Origin of the sequence: Flavobacterium sp. A45 (genome assembly GCF_002001005.1) — a bacterium.
Lineage (GTDB): Bacteria > Bacteroidota > Bacteroidia > Flavobacteriales > Flavobacteriaceae > Flavobacterium.
This window is the reverse complement of the sequence record NZ_MUNX01000124.1, coordinates 19,942-37,298: the sequence shown is the minus strand read 5'-3', so window position 1 is coordinate 37,298 and position 17,357 is coordinate 19,942. Positions and strand designations below refer to the sequence as shown.

General features: G+C 34.2%; 16 protein-coding genes and 1 tRNA gene. 9 read left to right on the top strand and 8 right to left on the bottom strand.

The window, feature by feature from the left end; translation table 11 throughout:
• Positions 1-309 precede the first annotated feature (309 nt).
• Positions 310-603 (top strand): hypothetical protein, encoded by a 294-nt coding sequence (locus B0E44_RS15275; RefSeq protein ID WP_077377157.1) that lies wholly within the window; start codon positions 310-312, stop codon positions 601-603.
• Positions 604-721: 118 nt separating this feature from the next.
• Positions 722-889, top strand: coding sequence for a hypothetical protein (locus B0E44_RS18880; protein ID WP_165688816.1), 168 nt, complete (start codon positions 722-724; stop codon positions 887-889).
• Positions 890-948: 59 nt separating this feature from the next.
• Here the strand turns inward: B0E44_RS18880 and B0E44_RS15270 are convergent.
• A tRNA-Arg gene (locus B0E44_RS15270) sits at positions 949-1,022 on the bottom strand.
• A 70-nt stretch (positions 1,023-1,092) separates the two neighbouring features.
• Here B0E44_RS15270 and B0E44_RS15265 point away from each other — a divergent pair.
• Positions 1,093-1,605 (top strand): adenine phosphoribosyltransferase, encoded by a 513-nt coding sequence (locus tag B0E44_RS15265; protein WP_077377154.1) that lies wholly within the window; start codon positions 1,093-1,095, stop codon positions 1,603-1,605.
• 123 nt (positions 1,606-1,728) lie between these two features.
• Here B0E44_RS15265 and B0E44_RS15260 read toward each other — a convergent pair whose 3' ends face one another.
• The gene (locus tag B0E44_RS15260) at positions 1,729-1,869 is read right to left on the bottom strand and encodes an SsrA-binding protein (protein WP_077377190.1); all 141 of its coding nucleotides are present in this window, start codon (positions 1,867-1,869) and stop codon (positions 1,729-1,731) included.
• Positions 1,870-2,111: 242 nt separating this feature from the next.
• On the opposite strand from B0E44_RS15260, the gene B0E44_RS15255 reads away from it, so the two are divergent.
• Positions 2,112-3,461, top strand: a complete 1,350-nt coding sequence (locus B0E44_RS15255; RefSeq protein ID WP_077377151.1) for a M28 family metallopeptidase — start codon at positions 2,112-2,114, stop codon at positions 3,459-3,461.
• 63 nt (positions 3,462-3,524) lie between these two features.
• On the opposite strand, the gene B0E44_RS15250 is transcribed toward B0E44_RS15255, so the two are convergent.
• From B0E44_RS15250 to B0E44_RS15240, 3 genes are all read right to left on the bottom strand, one after another.
• Positions 3,525-5,411: a M56 family metallopeptidase gene (locus B0E44_RS15250; protein WP_077377148.1), complete on the bottom strand. Its 1,887-nt coding sequence runs from the start codon at positions 5,409-5,411 to the stop codon at positions 3,525-3,527.
• 81 nt (positions 5,412-5,492) lie between these two features.
• A complete protein-coding gene (locus B0E44_RS15245) occupies positions 5,493-5,855 on the bottom strand; it encodes a BlaI/MecI/CopY family transcriptional regulator (RefSeq protein ID WP_077377145.1) in 363 nt (120 codons plus the stop codon).
• Positions 5,856-6,168: 313 nt separating this feature from the next.
• Positions 6,169-7,380 carry an MFS transporter gene (locus B0E44_RS15240; protein WP_077377142.1) on the bottom strand — a complete coding sequence of 404 codons (1,212 nt, stop codon included), beginning with the start codon at positions 7,378-7,380 and terminating at the stop codon, positions 6,169-6,171.
• A gap of 245 nt (positions 7,381-7,625) precedes the next feature.
• On the opposite strand from B0E44_RS15240, the gene B0E44_RS15235 reads away from it, so the two are divergent.
• From B0E44_RS15235 to B0E44_RS15215, 5 genes are all read left to right on the top strand, one after another.
• Positions 7,626-8,228 carry a DUF1684 domain-containing protein gene (locus B0E44_RS15235; protein WP_077377140.1) on the top strand — a complete coding sequence of 201 codons (603 nt, stop codon included), beginning with the start codon at positions 7,626-7,628 and terminating at the stop codon, positions 8,226-8,228.
• The gene (locus B0E44_RS15230; RefSeq protein WP_077377137.1) at positions 8,228-8,890 is read left to right on the top strand and encodes a TatD family hydrolase; all 663 of its coding nucleotides are present in this window, start codon (positions 8,228-8,230) and stop codon (positions 8,888-8,890) included. Before B0E44_RS15235 ends, B0E44_RS15230 begins: the two co-directional genes overlap by 1 nt.
• 51 nt (positions 8,891-8,941) lie before the next feature.
• Entirely contained in the window at positions 8,942-9,667 is a 726-nt protein-coding gene (locus B0E44_RS15225) for a ThiF family adenylyltransferase (RefSeq protein ID WP_077377134.1), read from the top strand.
• 128 nt (positions 9,668-9,795) lie between these two features.
• Entirely contained in the window at positions 9,796-10,449 is a 654-nt protein-coding gene (locus B0E44_RS15220) for an HAD family phosphatase (protein ID WP_077377131.1), read from the top strand.
• 75 nt (positions 10,450-10,524) lie between these two features.
• The gene (locus tag B0E44_RS15215; protein WP_077377128.1) at positions 10,525-11,370 is read left to right on the top strand and encodes a DUF2911 domain-containing protein; all 846 of its coding nucleotides are present in this window, start codon (positions 10,525-10,527) and stop codon (positions 11,368-11,370) included.
• Between the two features lie 129 nt (positions 11,371-11,499).
• On the opposite strand, the gene B0E44_RS15210 is transcribed toward B0E44_RS15215, so the two are convergent.
• The 3 genes from B0E44_RS15210 to B0E44_RS15200 form a co-directional block, all read right to left on the bottom strand.
• On the bottom strand, positions 11,500-12,501 hold the full coding sequence (locus B0E44_RS15210; protein ID WP_077377125.1) for a hypothetical protein: 1,002 nt from the start codon (positions 12,499-12,501) through the stop codon (positions 11,500-11,502).
• Positions 12,502-12,673: 172 nt separating this feature from the next.
• Complete coding sequence (locus B0E44_RS15205) at positions 12,674-14,416, bottom strand: sodium:solute symporter (RefSeq protein ID WP_077377122.1); 1,743 nt, start codon at positions 14,414-14,416, stop codon at positions 12,674-12,676.
• A gap of 121 nt (positions 14,417-14,537) precedes the next feature.
• The gene (locus B0E44_RS15200; protein ID WP_077377119.1) at positions 14,538-17,069 is read right to left on the bottom strand and encodes a PIG-L family deacetylase; all 2,532 of its coding nucleotides are present in this window, start codon (positions 17,067-17,069) and stop codon (positions 14,538-14,540) included.
• Between the last annotated feature and the right edge of the window lie 288 nt (positions 17,070-17,357).

Below are 17,357 nucleotides of genomic sequence, written 5' to 3'. Positions count from 1 at the left end.
TTTTGGTTAATGTTGCAAAAGCAGTAAACTCCAAAAATCATATTGTTAATGCTAGAAAAAAGATAGCAATTAAGCCGTATTGAGTACATTTTGTAATATTTTATTTACTTAGTTGATGATTAAAAATTGATTTGTTTGGTTTTAAAACTTATTTGATGTTTTTTTTTTGATAAATATTTAATGCAGTTAATTGATAGGGTTATATAGTCGTTATTGTTTGACTTAGGTGTTTAACGATTGGTTATTTCTTACTTTGTATAGCCAATTGTTTTTTATCTATTTTTAAAATAATTAAAAACTATTGATATAATGAAAAGCAACTTTTTACTCGGAGGATTAATCGTGTTATTTTCATTTTCTGTAGTGAATGCAAAGGAAAAAGAGACGCCACAAAATTGGCCAGACAGAACTGTTTTGACTATTGAGCCGTATCAAAAAGTAGGTAAAATAGCTCCTGCCATTAAGAATTCAGATAAAATTGACAGGCCTAAAGAAATTAGTGCACCAGAAGGAGCTCCTAACTTACTTTTGATTATGATTGATGATGTTGGTTTTGGAGGAACTTTTGCTTTTGGATATCCTTATTCCTACTCCAAATTTTGATGCTTTAGCCACAAACGGAATAAAGTAAAATCGTTTTCATGCCACAGCAGTTTGTTAGCCGTTAAGAGCGGCACTTATAACGGGTAGAAATCATCATACAGCCGCTACAGGTATAATTATGGAATTTTCAACTCCCTTTCCGGGTTATAATAGTTTAGTGCCAAAAGGTGTTGCTACCATTGGTAATTTAGCCGATCACGCTATCAAATGGATTCAGTCTCAAAAGCCGTTCTTTGCTTATTATACTCAGGGAATAGTACATGCTCCAAAATATATCCTTCAGTAAAAAGTCAAAAAAAGGCATAAAAAAAAGCCCATTTCGTAAGAAATGGGCTTTTAAGCTTGTGACCTCGACTGGATTCAAACCAGTAACCTCTTGAGCCGTAATCAAGTGCGCTATTCAGTTGCGCCACGAGGCCTTAATGCGGGTGCAAATATAGGAATAAATATGTATCTTGCAAGCATGAATTTACATTAAAATTAAAAAAAATGAGTTTAAAAAAATATATACGTGATATTCAGGGATTTCCAAAAGAAGGAATTGTATTTAAAGACATCACTCCGTTGCTAATTGACGCAAATGCAAGGAAAGAATGCTTAGAAATACTGGTTTCATCAGTAAAAGATAAAAATATAGATAAGGTAATTGGGGTAGAAAGTAGGGGTTTTTTCTTTGGGATGCTTTTGGCGCAGGAATTAAATGTGGGTTTTGTTCCGGTTCGGAAACCTAATAAACTGCCTTTTGATACTATTTCGGCGTCTTATGATTTAGAGTATGGTACTGATACGCTTGAAATTCATATTGATGCTATCCAAAAAGGAGATAGAGTTTTGATTCACGATGATGTTTTGGCCACTGGAGGAACTGCGAAGGCGGTTTGTGAATTAGTAGAACAGTTGGGAGGTGTAATTGTACAGTGCAATTTCCTAATGGAAATTACTTTCCTGAATGGTAGGGAAAAGATTGCGGGAAACGAGATTTTTGCAGCAATAACGTATTGAAATTGTTTGAAAGTTTAAAGTTGTCTATATGGTACTTACGTTTCAAAACTTTTTTTGCGGTAAGTCAATCAAATAATTTTAAACAGCGTTGAACATTTAAACTTTTTAAACTTTTGACAATCTTTAGTCTAAAGCTCTTTTGGTTACATAATAACGATACCCAATAATCGCCATTTGCCATTTTTTGGCTTTCGTAACATCCAATCCTTGTTTGGTGAAGCTTGGTAAAATAAGTTTGTTGATTTGGGCTAAAATTTTATACATAATTTTTTTTTTAAGATATCCAAGTGAATCCGACATTGTTGATGAAGCAGAAAATGAAATGTTTGCTTTATAAAATTACTACCACTAATACACGTTTTGGTAATATTGAGATTTTAAGCTGCAAATGTACGAAGTTTGAAAATTGGAAGCCGAAATTTTTTTTTGATAAAAAAAGAAACAGACAACTTATAATGGTTTATCCTTTTTAATTAAATTTGAGATTCAAAATTAACTCCAAATCAATGAAAAAAACTACTTTTTACTTCGTTTTTGCCTTTTTATTATTTTCACAGATCGGTATTTCACAAGTTGCTGAAGATCCTGAAATTAAGAAGATGATTTCGGAAGTCAAAGCCGAAAATCTTGAAGCAACTGTTCGAAAACTAGTTACTTTTGGGACCAGACATACTTTAAGTGATACCAAAAGCAAAACAACAGGAATTGGTGCTGCACAACAATGGGTAAAATCTGAATTTGATAAATATGCTATTGAATCTGGCGGAAGATTAACTTCTGAAATAGATTATTTTACCGTTAAGGCTGACGGAAAACGTATAAAAGTCGACAGCCAGATTGGAAATGTAATGGCTACTTTAAAAGGAACTAATCCGAATGATAATCGCGTACTCATAATAAGCGGACATCTTGATTCGCGTGTTTCTGATGTTATGAATGTGAAGTCTGACGCACCAGGCGCTAACGATGATGGTTCGGGAGTTGCGGCTGTTATGGAATTGGCAAAAATAATGAGCAAAAGATCGTTCTCTGCTACAATCATTTTTGTCGCAGTTACTGGTGAAGAACAAGGACTTTATGGCTCTAGGCATCTTGCAGAATTTGCAAAAGCTAATAACTGGAATATTCTTGCCATGCTGAATAATGATATGATTGGCAACAGTTTATCTAGCGGAACTAATTTGCGAGACAATACGCAAGTAAGAGTTTTTAGTGAAACAATTCCGTATTTAGAGACTGAAGAGGAAGCAAAAATGCGCAAATCGACGAATCGTGATAACGACAGCCCTTCAAGATTATTGGCACGTTATATAAAAACAACTACGGAGCAGTACGTTGATCAATTGAGCGTTAAATTAGTGTATCGAAATGACCGTTTCTTGCGTGGTGGTGATCATACTCCTTTTAGCCAAAATGGATTTACAGCGGTTCGTTTTTGCGAAATGAATGAAAATTTTGATCATCAGCATCAGGATTTGAGAACAGAAAACAATACAAAATTTGGAGATCTTCCTGAATTTATGGATTTTGATTATTTAAGAAAAAATGCTTGTGCTAATTTAGCTGTTTTGGCCAATTTGGCATGGTCACCAAAAGCTCCTGTAAATGTAGGTATTGAAGTTAAAAATCTTTCTAATTCATCGAATTTAATATGGAGTGCCCCAGAAGATAAAGCGCAATTTGGTTACCAGATTTTGATGAGAGAAACTTCTTCCTCGCATTGGGAAAAGACCTTTTTTGTAAAAGATACTAAAGCAGAAATACCTTATTCTAAAGATAATTATTTTTTTGCCGTACAAACAGTTGATGCACTTGGACATTCTAGTATTCCGGTATTTCCAATTCCAATTAAATAAAAAATACAACTATAAAAAAAGACGGTCTTGATGAGAGACCGTCTTTTGTATGGTATTGCAGAATTATTTTTTGTTTTCTTTTTCTACCTTAGACATATATTCTTCCATTTGTTTGTCAAAAACTTTCATTTTCTCATCAAAAGCTTCCATTTCTTTATTGAAAGGTTCCATTTGTTTGTCAAATTCAGCCATTTGTTTGTCGAAAGCTTCCATTTGAGGTTCTAGTTTTTTCATTTGTTTGTCAAACTCTTCCATTTTCTTTTCAAAATCTTTCCAGGCTTTTTTATCTCCGGTTATAGGATCACCTTTCGGTGCTTTTGGCGCTTTTGGGAACGCAGGAGATTTAGGAGCTTTAAATTTCATAGTTGGAGGAGTAGGAGGGACAGGAGGAACTGGCATATTTTTGTCTTGATAATACGTTCCGTTTTTTGTTACAATCCTCATTGATTTTTTTCCAGAATTATTATTGATATCTATTCTATCAATTGAGCCTTGTTCTAATTGCTCTAATTCATTTTGAGTGACTTTTTTGCCATTGATGTAAATTTCATTCTCGTCTCCTATTGTGGAAAAATTTTTGGTAATTATTCGGATTTCTTTTTTCTCATCATTTTTTGTGACATTTACAGTTGCAATTTCTTTAGGATCTAATTCATCCATTTCGGCTTTTTCTGATTTTTCTCCATCAATGTAAATTTGAGTGTCTGCTGAAATTCGGGTATTAGGAGATATTACGTTATTGCTTAGGGTTAATTTATCGTTTCCTTTGTTTTTTTCAGTAACGATGCCAATATTTGTGGTTCCATTTTCATTTTTAGAAATGGCTATTGCAAAATCTTTTATGGGTTCACTACTATTCACTTCCGTAACAGTCTCTGCTTCTTTTCCTTTTTGCAGTTTGATTTTTAAACCAATTAATTCATTATTTGAATTTCTTTTTATTTTAGAGAATGTGGTTTTTATGTCATATTTTTCTTTTAGAATTTCGGCTTTTTCTTTTAATTCGGCTTCTGTTGTGTTTTTGGTAATTTTATAGATATCAACATCCTCTGAGACTGATTGCTCTACTTTCGGACTCAAATTTTTCTCCTTTGCAATAACTTCCATTTGGAATAAAAACACAAAGGCAATTAATGCTGGAAGTATCAGTACATACTTCCAGGAATTCCATTTTTTTGATTGATTTTTGTTTAACATAACGATTCGTTTTTTGATTAATGATTGATAAAAATGATTGGTAAGCACAACGCAATTCTCGTGTGTTGTTATTTTTAAAAGCGTTAATTGATACGCTTTTTTGTCGGATATGTTTTTGGCTGCTTCACTGTCGGCAATGAATTCTAAGTTTTGCAGAATGGCTTTTTTGTAAAGCCACATAAAAGGGTTGAACCAAAAAAGGATGCAAAAGAAACGCGTGATTAAGACGTCTACCGTGTGGTATTGTTCGCTGTGTACTTTTTCGTGTTCTAGGATACTTTCCATTTCGGCTTCGCTGTACAGTGATGAGTTGTAAACAATAGTGTTGAAATAAGAAAAAGGAGCAATATTTTCTTTGAGGTCAATGAATTTGTGATCGGCTTGTCGCTGAATGGATTTTCCTTTTAAAACGCGGTTAAGATTATAAAAGTCAAAGGCAAACTGGATTAATAACAACGCTATTCCGATGATATAGGCTCCAGCCAAAACCAGATACCAGTTGATTTCTAAACTTTCATCCTTAACAGGTCTCATTGGAAGTCTTGACCAGTCAAAATTAGTTGGAGTAGGCTCGACCCAAACAATAGTGGTAAAAACTATCCATGGCAAAATTACAGATGTGAATAAGCCTGCCAAAAGATACCAGCGGTTTGCGGTAAAGAAAGTTTCTTTTCGCAACAGGAAGTAATAGGCAAAATAGAACAGTGCTATTAATCCGCTTGATTTTGCTATATATATGAATAGTGTTTCCATTTTGTATTTACTGTTTTTTTATTCCGAAGCCTTTATTTTGTTTTGGTTGTCATGAACCCCATTTTTTTTAAAGGAATAGTTTTATTTCTTTGGGGTTTCGATCATTGAAAGGATTTCACGTAATTCGGCTGCCGAAATTTTCTCTTCTTTGGCAAAAAAGGAAACCATGTTTTTATAAGAACTGTTGAAATAATTATCGATTGCCGTACTCATAAAACCTTTTCGGTAATCCTCGATGCTTACAATTGGGAAGTATTGATGCGTGTTTCCAAAGGCATTATGATTTACATATCCTTTTTCCTCCAGATTACGGATTATCGTGGACAGCGTATTGTAATGTGGTTGTTCTTCGGTGATTTCGGCCATGACTTCTTTTACAAATGCTTTTTTGAGCTTCCATAAAATGTGCATGATTTCTTCTTCTTTGTTTGTTAGTTTTTGCATGATGATTTAATTTGAAACAAACATACAACTATATTTGTAGTTTACAAACTAAAAATATAGTTATTTAACTAAAATTTTAGTTTTATAATGATTTTACTGGGTTGAATGGCTGTTTATCCTAACAGATTTTCAAAATCTGTTAGGATTTGTATACAATATATATCTTCTGAAAAACTGCTGTTGTGTCGCGTGAGTGATAGAAGCTGGCTACCGAAGTAGCGCTGATAGCACGACAGCATTAAGGAAAAGGGACGAAATATGCGGTGCTATAAGCTGTCCCTTTTTCTTAATGGTGGCACGCCCTCATTATTATTTACTCGTTGCGTATCATTTTGTTGAGCCAAAAACAGCAAAGTAGGGATAATGCACCCAAAGTTCCCATGACAAGCCAATTGACCTGATAGTTATAATGTGCAATGATTTCCAGACCCGTTTTGGAACTGACAATATGCGCCAGACTGAAACTCATGGTGTAGAAGCCCATATATTGTCCTTCTTGACCTTTTGGCGCGCGGTTGAGGGCAACGGCATTGACAAAAGGGAACGAAAAAATTTCTCCAAAAGTGAGAAATATGATGCTGATGGTGAGAATGCCTACCCATGAATCGAGTAATAAAATGTAATACCCAAGCGTAATGAACAGTGAGCCAATGGCGATACTCTTTATTTTATTCGTTTTTTTTCTTTCTAAAGTGCTTACGATTGGCATTTCTAAAAGGAAAACTAACAGACCGTTGATTGAAAGGAGCATTCCGGTTTGGAATTCGCTGAGACCAAATTTTTCGTTGTGATATAAAGGCAAAGTCGAGAATATTTGCAGAAAAACCATAAAAGTCACAAAACTGATAAAGAGCAGTAACCAGAAAGCTTTGTCTTTGTAAATGGATTTTGGGACACTTGATATGGTGTTATCTGCTATGTTTATTGGAGTTTTCTTTTTTTCTTTAATGCATAAAGCAAAAATCAGAATTGCGATGATACAGGAACTTCCGTCAATCCAAAACAAGCCCGAGTATCCCATACCAATAATTATAAGTCCGCCCAATGCCGGGCCTGCTGTAAACCCAAGATTAACCGCTAATCGCACCAAAGACAAGGCGCGAACCCGGTTTTCGGGTTTGGCATATACGCTCAGCGATACAAACATGGCCGGACGAAACATATCTGAAATTGCCATGATGATGAACATCGCAATGCATAATCCCCAAAAACTCGTAATATACTGCAGTAGAATGAACAGGATTCCGCTCGTAAAAAGGCTGAAAATCATGATTTTATAAAACCCAATTTTATCGCTCAATTTACCTCCAATCCAAGAGCCTAACATAGAACCCAATCCAAAGGCAACCATAATCCATCCTACTTCACTGTAGCTAAAATTCAAATCTTCCTTTAAATATTTGGATAAAAAAGGCAGAACCATTGTTCCAGCTCTATTTATAAAAGTGATTAAAGCAAGTATCCAAACTTCGCGAGTGAATCCTTTGAAATTATTAATGTAACGACCGAGGGCAGTTTTGAGCATGGGAAAAAATTCTATGAAGGCAAATCTACAAAGTTTTTTTTGGAGCTAATTGAAACTACCGCAGATTCGCAGATTTTATTTTTTTAAGCAGAAATTGATATCTGCAAATTCTTAAAATTCATCTATGCAATAATTTAATTTGCGAATTTGCGGTAAAATCAACTCATGTGTTTGTTTTTTTTTTAGTTGATGTGATGTTTTGTGGCTTTCTAACTTTAATCTATTTTTGCTTAAAATTTAAAGATATGAGAGTTACACTGACTTTGCTTCTGATAGCATTATTTAATCTAGGTTTTGGGCAAGAAAAATTTGATGTCACAGCTGTCGAAAAATTTCAAAAAGACCTCAATTCCGAATATGCCGATGCAAAGACAAGTCCTTTGACTGCTGATGATTTGGCAAAATTTAAGTCATTAGACTTTTATCCAATAAACGAAAAAGCTTTTGTGGTGGCTCAATTCATAAGAACTGAGAATGAAAAACCATTTGAAATGCCGACTTCAACCGCCAGAAAACCAATGTATGTAAAATACGGGGAAGCACATTTTCAGCTGGAAGGAAAAGAGCTCAAACTGAATATTTATCGCAATATTGAACTTTCCAAAAAAGAAGAATACAAAGACCATTTGTTTTTACCGTTTTCGGATTTGACCTCGGGTAAAGAGAGTTACATTGGCGGAAAATACATTGATTTAAAAATTCCAACAGGCAATACGATTGTGATTGATTTTAATTTATCGTACAATCCTTATTGTGCTTATAATCATAAATATTCGTGTCCAAAAGTACCTTTGGAAAATGACTTGGCTATCGAAATAAATGCGGGGGTAAAGAAATTTCATGATTAATGAAGTTTTTTAATCTGCATACTCACAAATTCACGGATCAGAAAACTGTTTTGGAACTCGTCAATCAATACCCGCAGGAATTTGATGCTTCAATTCCAAATTATTCCATTGGAATTCATCCGTGGTATATCAATGAAGAAAGGTTGGAACTTGATTTTCAGATTATTGAAAGTAAACTGCAGGAACCGAATTGCCTCGCTCTTGGCGAATGCGGATTGGACAAACGCATTGAAATGCCGTTTGATTTGCAGCAAATAGTTTTTGAAAAGCAATTGCTTTTGGCGCAAAAATACAATAAGCCTGTTGTGATTCATTGTGTTGCCGCTTTTCAAGAGGTAATTGCCACCAAGAAACGCTTGAAAATTACCGTTCCAATGCTGATTCACGGTTTTTCAAAGAATAAGCAGGTGGCGAAGGAACTTATCGATAACGGGTTTTATATTTCGTTTGGAAAATATTTATTGTTAAATCCTCAACTGGAAACCGTTTTTCAAAGTATTCCCAATGACCGTTTTTTCTTGGAAACAGATACTGTCGAAGAAGGAATCGAAGAAGTATATGCTTTAGCAGCTAAATATAAAAAGTGGAGCATGGATGAACTTAAACAGCAAATAAACAGTAATTTTGCAGCAGTTTTTAGAGGTTATGAATTATCGGTTTAGATAATGAGAATTTTGAACGATTAAACTTTTTAAAAAATTAAACAAAGAAATATGGCAGAGTGGACAGAAAGAGCCGAACTATTATTTAAAAAAGAAGGATTACAAAATTTGCAAAATGCTCACGTAATGGTCGTAGGACTTGGAGGTGTTGGGTCTTTTGCTGCCGAATTTTTGGCAAGGGCAGGAGTGGGAACAATGACCATTGTGGATGGAGATGTAGTGGATATTACCAATATAAATAGACAATTGCCTGCTTTGCATTCTACGGTAGGGCAACCTAAAGTGGATGTTGTAGGGGATCGTCTGATGGATATTAATCCTGAATTGAATTTGATTCGAGTAAAAGAATTTCTTTCGCCGGAACGTGCTTATGAAATTGTTTCTAATGAATATGATTATGTTTTAGACTGCATAGACAGTGTAACGCCAAAACTGAATCTGATAATTTCGGCCAGAAGAAAAAAAGTCCGAATCATAAGCAGTATGGGTGCTGGAGGAAAAATGGATGCTTCTAAAGTGAAAGTTACAGATATTTCAAAAACCATAAATTGTCATTTGGCTAAAACGATCAGAAAGCGTTTGAAAAAAGAGAAGATAAATAAAGTGAAAGTAGTTTTTTCTTCTGAAATTCAAGATGAATGCAGTCTGCGCATGACTGACGGTTCAAATTTTAAAAAATCATTTTACGGAACTAACAGTTATATGCCGGGATTATTTGGGCTTCATGCTGCAGAAACCGTTATCCGATATTTGCTTAAAAAAGAAGGAAGGGTTTAAATGTTTAAGAGTTTAAACTGTTTGGCATTTTATTAAACCATTTTAAACAAAGTTAAACCAATTCAAACTATAACTATAATTTTGCTCAGTATCTTAGAAACTCAGCATCTCAGAAACTTTAGAAAAAAATGATACAAACCGTAATTTTCGATATGGATGGTGTAATTGTCGATACAGAACTCGTACACCGTTATGCATATTTCAAACAATTTGGGGAACTCAATATTGAGGTTCCAGAGGAAATGTACACGTCATTTACTGGATTGTCAACCCGCAATACTTTTCAGAAAATAAAAGATCATTTTCAATTAGAACAGGAAGTAGAAGATTTGATTTTGAGAAAAAGATCTATTTTTAATGATGCTTTCGATAGTAAAGAAGATTTGGCTTTACTGGAAGGAGTGGAAAATTTAATTAAAGATTTTCATAAAAATGGTATGCAGCTGATTGTGGCTTCATCGGCTTCAAAAGTTACAATAGATAGAGTTTTTCGACGATTTGATCTGCACCAATACTTTTCACATATTGTAAGCGGGGAAGATTTTCCAAATTCAAAACCGCATCCTGCAATTTTCATGCATGCGGCTTCTTTGTCAATTGCACCAAGAGAAAACTGCATCGTAATTGAAGACAGTACTAATGGAGTGAAAGCAGCAAAAGCAGCAGACATTTTTTGCGTGGGGTATAACAGCTTCCATTCGAAAGACCAGGATTTATCATTAGCAGATGTTATAGTCAATCATTTTAATGAATTGAATTACGAAATTGTATCGCAATACTAATTTTCTATTAAGGAAATATTAACATCTTTGATTTTTCGAATTTGTAAATTTGAATACTAACAAAAAAACACACATATGAAAAAGATTCTTATTGCTTTCGCTTTTATTATAGCACCCTTTGTTGCTGAGGCTCAGTTAAAAACACCTCAAGCTAGTCCAAAAGCAACAGTTTTCCAAACTGTTGGATTGACAGATGTAGAGATTGTTTATTCGAGACCTGCCGCTAGAGGCAGAGCTGTTTTTGGAAATTTAGTTCCTTTTGGAAAAGTTTGGAGAACTGGAGCCAATGAAAATACGACTATTTCTTTTAGTGAGGATATTGTAATTGATGGTAAAACTTTGCCTAAAGGAAAATATGCTTTGTATACAATTCCTAAAATTGAAAATTGGGAAGTGATTTTTTATTCGGCAACCAACAATTGGGGAAATCCAGAAGTGTGGAATGAAGCGAATGTAGTGCTAAGAACTACTGTTAAAGAAGAAGCCTTGCAAAAACCTGTGGAGTCTTTTACTATTGGTATCAGTAATTTGGATGCTAATTTTGCTTATTTGGATATGGCTTGGGAAAACTCTTCGGTTTCTATGAAATTTGAAGTTCCTACCCAAAAAGTAACATTGGCCAATATTGAAAAAGCGTTGGCAGGCCCTACATCAGCGGATTATTTTTCGGCAGCGCAATACATTTATCAATCGAATGGCGATAATGCAAAAGCATTGAATTATGTTGATAAAGCTTTGGATATGAGTACTGAAAAACCATATTGGTACACACGTTTAAAATCATTGATTCAAGCTAAATTAAGCGATTATAAAGGAGCTGTCGAAACTGCAAAAGTTTCTCTTGAAGCAGCTGAAATAGCTAAAAATCAAGATTACGTAAAAATGAATAGAGAAAGCATTGCGGAGTGGAGCAAAAAATAGAATACACCACATTGTAAAAACGAACTCTGTAGAGATGCACTGCAGTTCACCTCTATTACATCGAAAAAAATCCCATTTCTTCAAATAGAAACGGGATTTTTTTGTATAAATATTTTTATTATTTTAATGTTAATTTACACCGTCACATACTGTTTTTAATACAATTGTGTAATCAGGATTTAAGGGTTCGTTGGTTTGTGCCAATCTTTGCGAACCTGTATTTGCTGGACATGCAATATCATTGGTTGCATCATAAATAAGTCCTTTTCCTTTTAAGCTAATAATAAGTTCTTTGGGGACATAAATTTGAACTTTGGTAACTGAATAACCTGAAGGCATATATCGAATGTAATAACCGTCAGGGTGTAAAGTCCAAACGCCGCTAGGATAATCAGTTCTTGGAGGTGCAAAACCAGCAAGAATGGCATACTTCTCCATTTCCTGATAGGTATAGTTTCCAGAAGTTATTAAGCCACGAATATTGTTTTCGGCCTCAAATACAGTTTGCACACTTTCAGGTAGTTTTGCTTTGGCTTGATTGATAACATCATCAGGTAAGAAACCTAGCGCACCATCTTCTAGTTGTGTTAATTGTTTTTTGGTAAGTAGGGTAACAGCGGTTAGTTTTACCTCAGTGCTAAAATCAATGAATTTTGTTTTAGCAATTATAGCCCATAATAAAATTTGGATATCATGTTGGTGTATTTCAGGATGATTTTCTGCACTTTTTAGTATGGCTGTAACAATTTCCTTTTTTGATCCGTTAGTTGGTGCATACATGTAGCCATCTCCTTTGGAAGGTGCAAATGTTCCTGCATGCAAACAATAACTTTTATTGGTCATTTCATAATAACCAGCACAAAGTACAAAACCTCCATTAGGTGATTTGGGCAATAGATATAATGGCTGAGCGACTTCTAATTTGAAAAAATTTGGCATTTGCGCCCCCTCTTTATTTACATCTTCAAAAGCGGTTGTTATGGCTGCGGGTTTTTTGAATAGTTTCTCAATACCAAGGGTTGATGCACCAAGTTTTAATAAATCGGTTGAAATACCAAATTGAGCATAAATAGTATTACTGCAAAGAAATTGAAAAAAAAAGGCTAAGTAAATAAGTTTTATTGATTTCATTACTAAATGGTTTGGTTATAATTTGAAAAACCAAATTTAGATTTTTTTAAATTATACTTTAATACTATTTGTATTATTTTTTCTATAAAAAAACCCCCAAATAGTGTCTAACTTTTTGGGGGCAGTCTAATGAAACAGGATTTTTTATAATTGAAGTGCAGTACAAATGATTCTATGAAGTTACATTGTCTATTAATGGTGTTTGTTCTTCATCTTTAAATACAGTCATTTGAAATAAATAAGACAATACGATAGTAAGTAATGCCCCAATGAAATTTAGCCATAAATACCCTAGTTTTTCAGCCCCGCTTGGATAAATATAATTGGTAAAATAGTATATTATAAAAATTGTTATTTGACTAATTATAGCACTATAGTAGATCGATTTTTCGCGTATTTTTTTTATGTAAAAACCAACTAAGAAAATCCCTAAAACAGTACCGTAAAATATAGAACCAATTATATTCACGAGTTGGATTAAATTTTCAAATAGGGAGGCAATACAGGCAAATGCAATGGCAATGATTCCCCACATGAGTGTAAAAAGTTTTGTGGCATTTAGATAATGTTTTTCGGTTTTTTCTTCTTTGACATTGCGTTTGTAAATATCAATGGCAGTTGTAGAAGCCAATGCATTCAAACCAGAAGCTGTAGAGGACATGGCAGCCGATATAATTACAGCCAGTAATAAACCAATAAGACCTTTGGGCAAATAATGAAGAATGAAATAGAAAAAGACATAATCTTTGTCATTTGTTTCGGCTTTGTTATCTGCTTTTGAAATTATTTCTCTTGCTTTGGCCCTTAATTCTTTTTCTTTGAGTGCCAAATCGACTAACTCTTTTCGAAGGGTAGGATTGTCGTAATCCTGATTGAGTTGGTCTATGTATAGCAGATTTACAACTTTTTCATCTTCAGAGATTTTGTCTAAATCTTTCTGCAAGTTTTGATATTCGACTTTGTATTTTGAATTTTCTACCGTTGTTTTATTATTTGGGTTAAAGTTTAATGGGGTTTCATTGAATTGAAAAAAGACAAAAACCATTACTCCTGTCAATAAAATTAAGAATTGCATAGGTACTTTTAAAAGCCCGTTCATAATTAATCCCATTTGACTCTCACGAACTGATTTTCCAGATAAATAACGTCCTACCTGTGATTGATCTGTACCAAAATAGGCTAGGGCTAGAAAGAATCCACCTGTAATTCCGCTCCAGAAAGTATATTTTTCATCTAAGTCAAATGAAAAATTTACGATATTCATTTTTTGATTGGCACCCGCAATATGCATAGCATTATCAAAGGTCATGTCATTTGGTAAATAATCAAAAATCAGGAAAAAAGTAATCATCATTCCGGCCAGTATTACAAACATTTGTTGCTTTTGAGTGACATTTACGGCTTTGGTTCCTCCAGAGAAAGTGTAAATGATAACCAAAATTCCAATGATGATGTTCATATAGGTAAGATTCCAACCCAATAAAGCTGATAAAATGATAGAGGGAGCATAAATGGTAATCCCGGTTCCCAGGCCTCTTTGGACCAAAAATAAAACGGCAGCCAAAGAACGGGTTTTTAAGTCGAACCGTTTTTCTAAATATTCATAGGCGGTATAGACTTTGTATTTGTGGTAAATAGGTATAAAAGTGAGACAGATAATAACCATGGCAATAGGTAAACCAAAATAGAATTGTACAAATCCCATTCCGTCATGGTAAGCCTGTCCTGGTGTAGATAGAAAAGTAATGGCACTGGCCTGTGTTGCCATAACCGAAAGTCCTACGGTAAACCAAGGGGTTTCATTGTTACCCAGGATATAATCTTCTACGTTTTTACTGCCCTGTGTTTTCCAAGCTCCATAAATTACAATGAATAACAGTGTTACTATCAGTACAATCCAGTCAAATAATTGCATAGGTTAAGAGTATAATTTCATGATTAAATAAAAAATAATGATAAACAGGGCATTTGCAACTAGAACTAAAGTGTAGTTTTTTGACCAGATTTTGGGTTTTCTTGAATCCATATTTTTTGTTTTAAGGTTTCATTTTTTGATTGGGAATAGTTTCAGAAGATTTAATCGAAATCATATTGGACAATAACTTATAGGCTCCGGGAACTCCTTCCGGTAATTCTCTAAAAAGGCTAAGACCTGTATAGATATAGTTTCCTTTTCCATAGGGAGCAATCAATAAGGCGCCGTCTTTGGCATTTTCACCTTTGTCATTTGAGGATAGAATAGGAGTAAAGGCTTTGTCAAAATCCTTTGGGTAATACAATCCTTGCTCTTGTGTCCAACCTTTGAAATCCTTTTGGGTAATAGTATTTGGGAAATTTAAAGCTGGGTGATTTGGGGCAAGAAAACGAACTTCGGCATTTTCCTCAGTTACTCTGTCTCTGGAAATTTTTAATGGATAGGGTGCAAGGTTTGATGTAACCAAGTCATCTGTAGTGTTGTATTGTACAATCATTGTTTTGCCGCTTTTAACAAAATCGAATAAAATATCCTGTTTATTTGCTAATGCTTGAACGGTATTGTAAGCACGAACTCCAGTCATGACAACATCAAAAGAATCGAGTTTTTCTGGCGTTATTTCTTCTGCTTTTAGAAGGGTTACCTTGTAACCCATTTGGGTTAAACTTTTCGGAACTTCGTCTCCGGCTCCCATGATATACGCGATTTTTTCTTCATTAGTTTTCAAATCAAATCGGATGCATTTTACTTCGGATGTTTTTAAAACCTGCTGTTTTGTGATATGATCATAATTAATGTTGATTTGTTCTTTATCGTATGCAATTCCATCAATGGTAGCGATGCTTTTTCCAACAATTTCGCTCATTTGGGCTGGAGGTGTAACCTCAAAATAAACGGTTTGTTCCATTCCTTTTTTAATCAATTGAAAAGAAATAGATTGAGGGGAAACTTTCCAGTCTTTCGGCAAATCCAATTTTAGATTTCCTTTCAGGTCATTTTTACCTGCTTTTATTGTTATCCCTACATATTTGGATTTTGTATTGGTAAAAAGCAATACTTTATCCTGAATTGTAGTGGTAACCACTGGTACAATATCAAGGAAATTATACATTTCACCTTTTACGTCATCATTGTATTTGTAAACAATGGTTCTTTCAAACGGGATTTCAATGCCATTAATTTTTACATTAAAAATTACTTTGGCTTCCCTAATGATATCTGGAATTCCAATATTTTTTTGATCTTCTACAGTGTACAACCCTATAGTTCCTTTTTCTTTTAACCAATACGGTTGCGTATAATTTACCGATTGTGGTAGCTGTAAATCGATTGTGCTGTTTTGTACTGAATTATTTTTTAAATCGGTGTTAAAAACAGTAGTTTTTTGTTCGGGTAAAGTCGTAACACTTACCAATTGCATTACTGTTGAACTTCTATTAATAGACTCAAGGTTCAGTTTTACTACGCTTCCGGGAGTTACTTCCTGCGTGTTGGAAACAGCTTCCAAATATAAACCGGAACAAGCTGAGATGATTAATTTTATTTCTTCGGATTTTACTTTTTTCCAATGATTTTCATCCAAAGACTGAATCATAGTGTAAGCTTTGACCAAATTTGGAATACTGGCCGATGGATTTTTAAAATCGTATTGATTGACAATAGTTGTAATCAATTCGCCTATTGGCTTTCCACCTTTTACGCGGTTCCAGCTTGTATCGATTCCTTCAAAAAGCGATGATTTGTCTTTTAATGGTTCCCCTTTTAGAAATTCCAGATATTCAGTATCTTCTCCTCTCGTTCCAGTGCTTCCAAATCCTTGTGATTTATGACTGCTTCGGCTTAATGCTGCTATTTCCTGATTGGATTTTCCCAGATTAGGGAAATAAACTCCTGTTGAGATAGAAACCATGTTTGTCTTATTGGCTGCATCAAATTTTTCTTTACTTCCATAAAACCACCAAGAAGTATTAAAAAAAACGCGTTTGGGTTGCCAAGGCTGTACTGATTGCAATTGTTCAGGAAAAGAAGCAGGATTATTGGCCAAATCAAATCCTTCTATGCTAAGCATTGCCGAGGATGTATGATGTCCATGAGTAGTTCCGGGTGAACGATGGTCAAAGCGGTTTATAATTACGTCGGGCTGGAATTTTCTAATCGTCCAAACAAGATCTGCCAGCACTTTTTCTTTGTCCCAAATGTGCAATGTTTCTTCTGGATTTTTGGAATAACCAAAGTCATTGGCTCTTGAAAAAAATTGTTCTCCACCATCAATTTTTCTTGCTTCCAGAAGTTCTTGCGTTCTTATAACGCCGAGTAATTCACGCAATTGTGGACCAATTAAATTTTGTCCACCATCGCCTCTGGTTAGTGATAAATAACCCGTTCTAGCATGTGCGTCATTTGCCATATAGGAAATCAGACGAGTATTTTCATCATCGGGATGTGCGGCGATATAAAGTACAGTCCCCAGAAAATTAAGTTTCTGAATTTGATTATAGATTTCGGCTGAATTTGGTTTTTGAGGTTTTTGGGCGTATGTTATCTGTATAGAAAGGACTAAAACTAAAAGTGATTTAAAAAAAAGCTTTCGCATATAACAGGGGTTTATTATTTCAAAAAAAAAAGAAGAATAGTATGTTATTAGTTCATCTTCAAAAATAGTAATTAAATAATGGGAAAATTTAGCCTGAATTCCAAAAGTTATGTTAATGTTTGGAATTTACAATATAATTTTAAATTAGAAAAAAAACGAATATTAACAAAATTGATGTAAAATAGTAGTTCTATAAGGCAATTATTTAAAATTAGAATGCTAAATTTGAGAATGTTATAGATTCTTTTAAATTTGAAAAATGCCCTTTTGTCTACCGTTAACCCAATC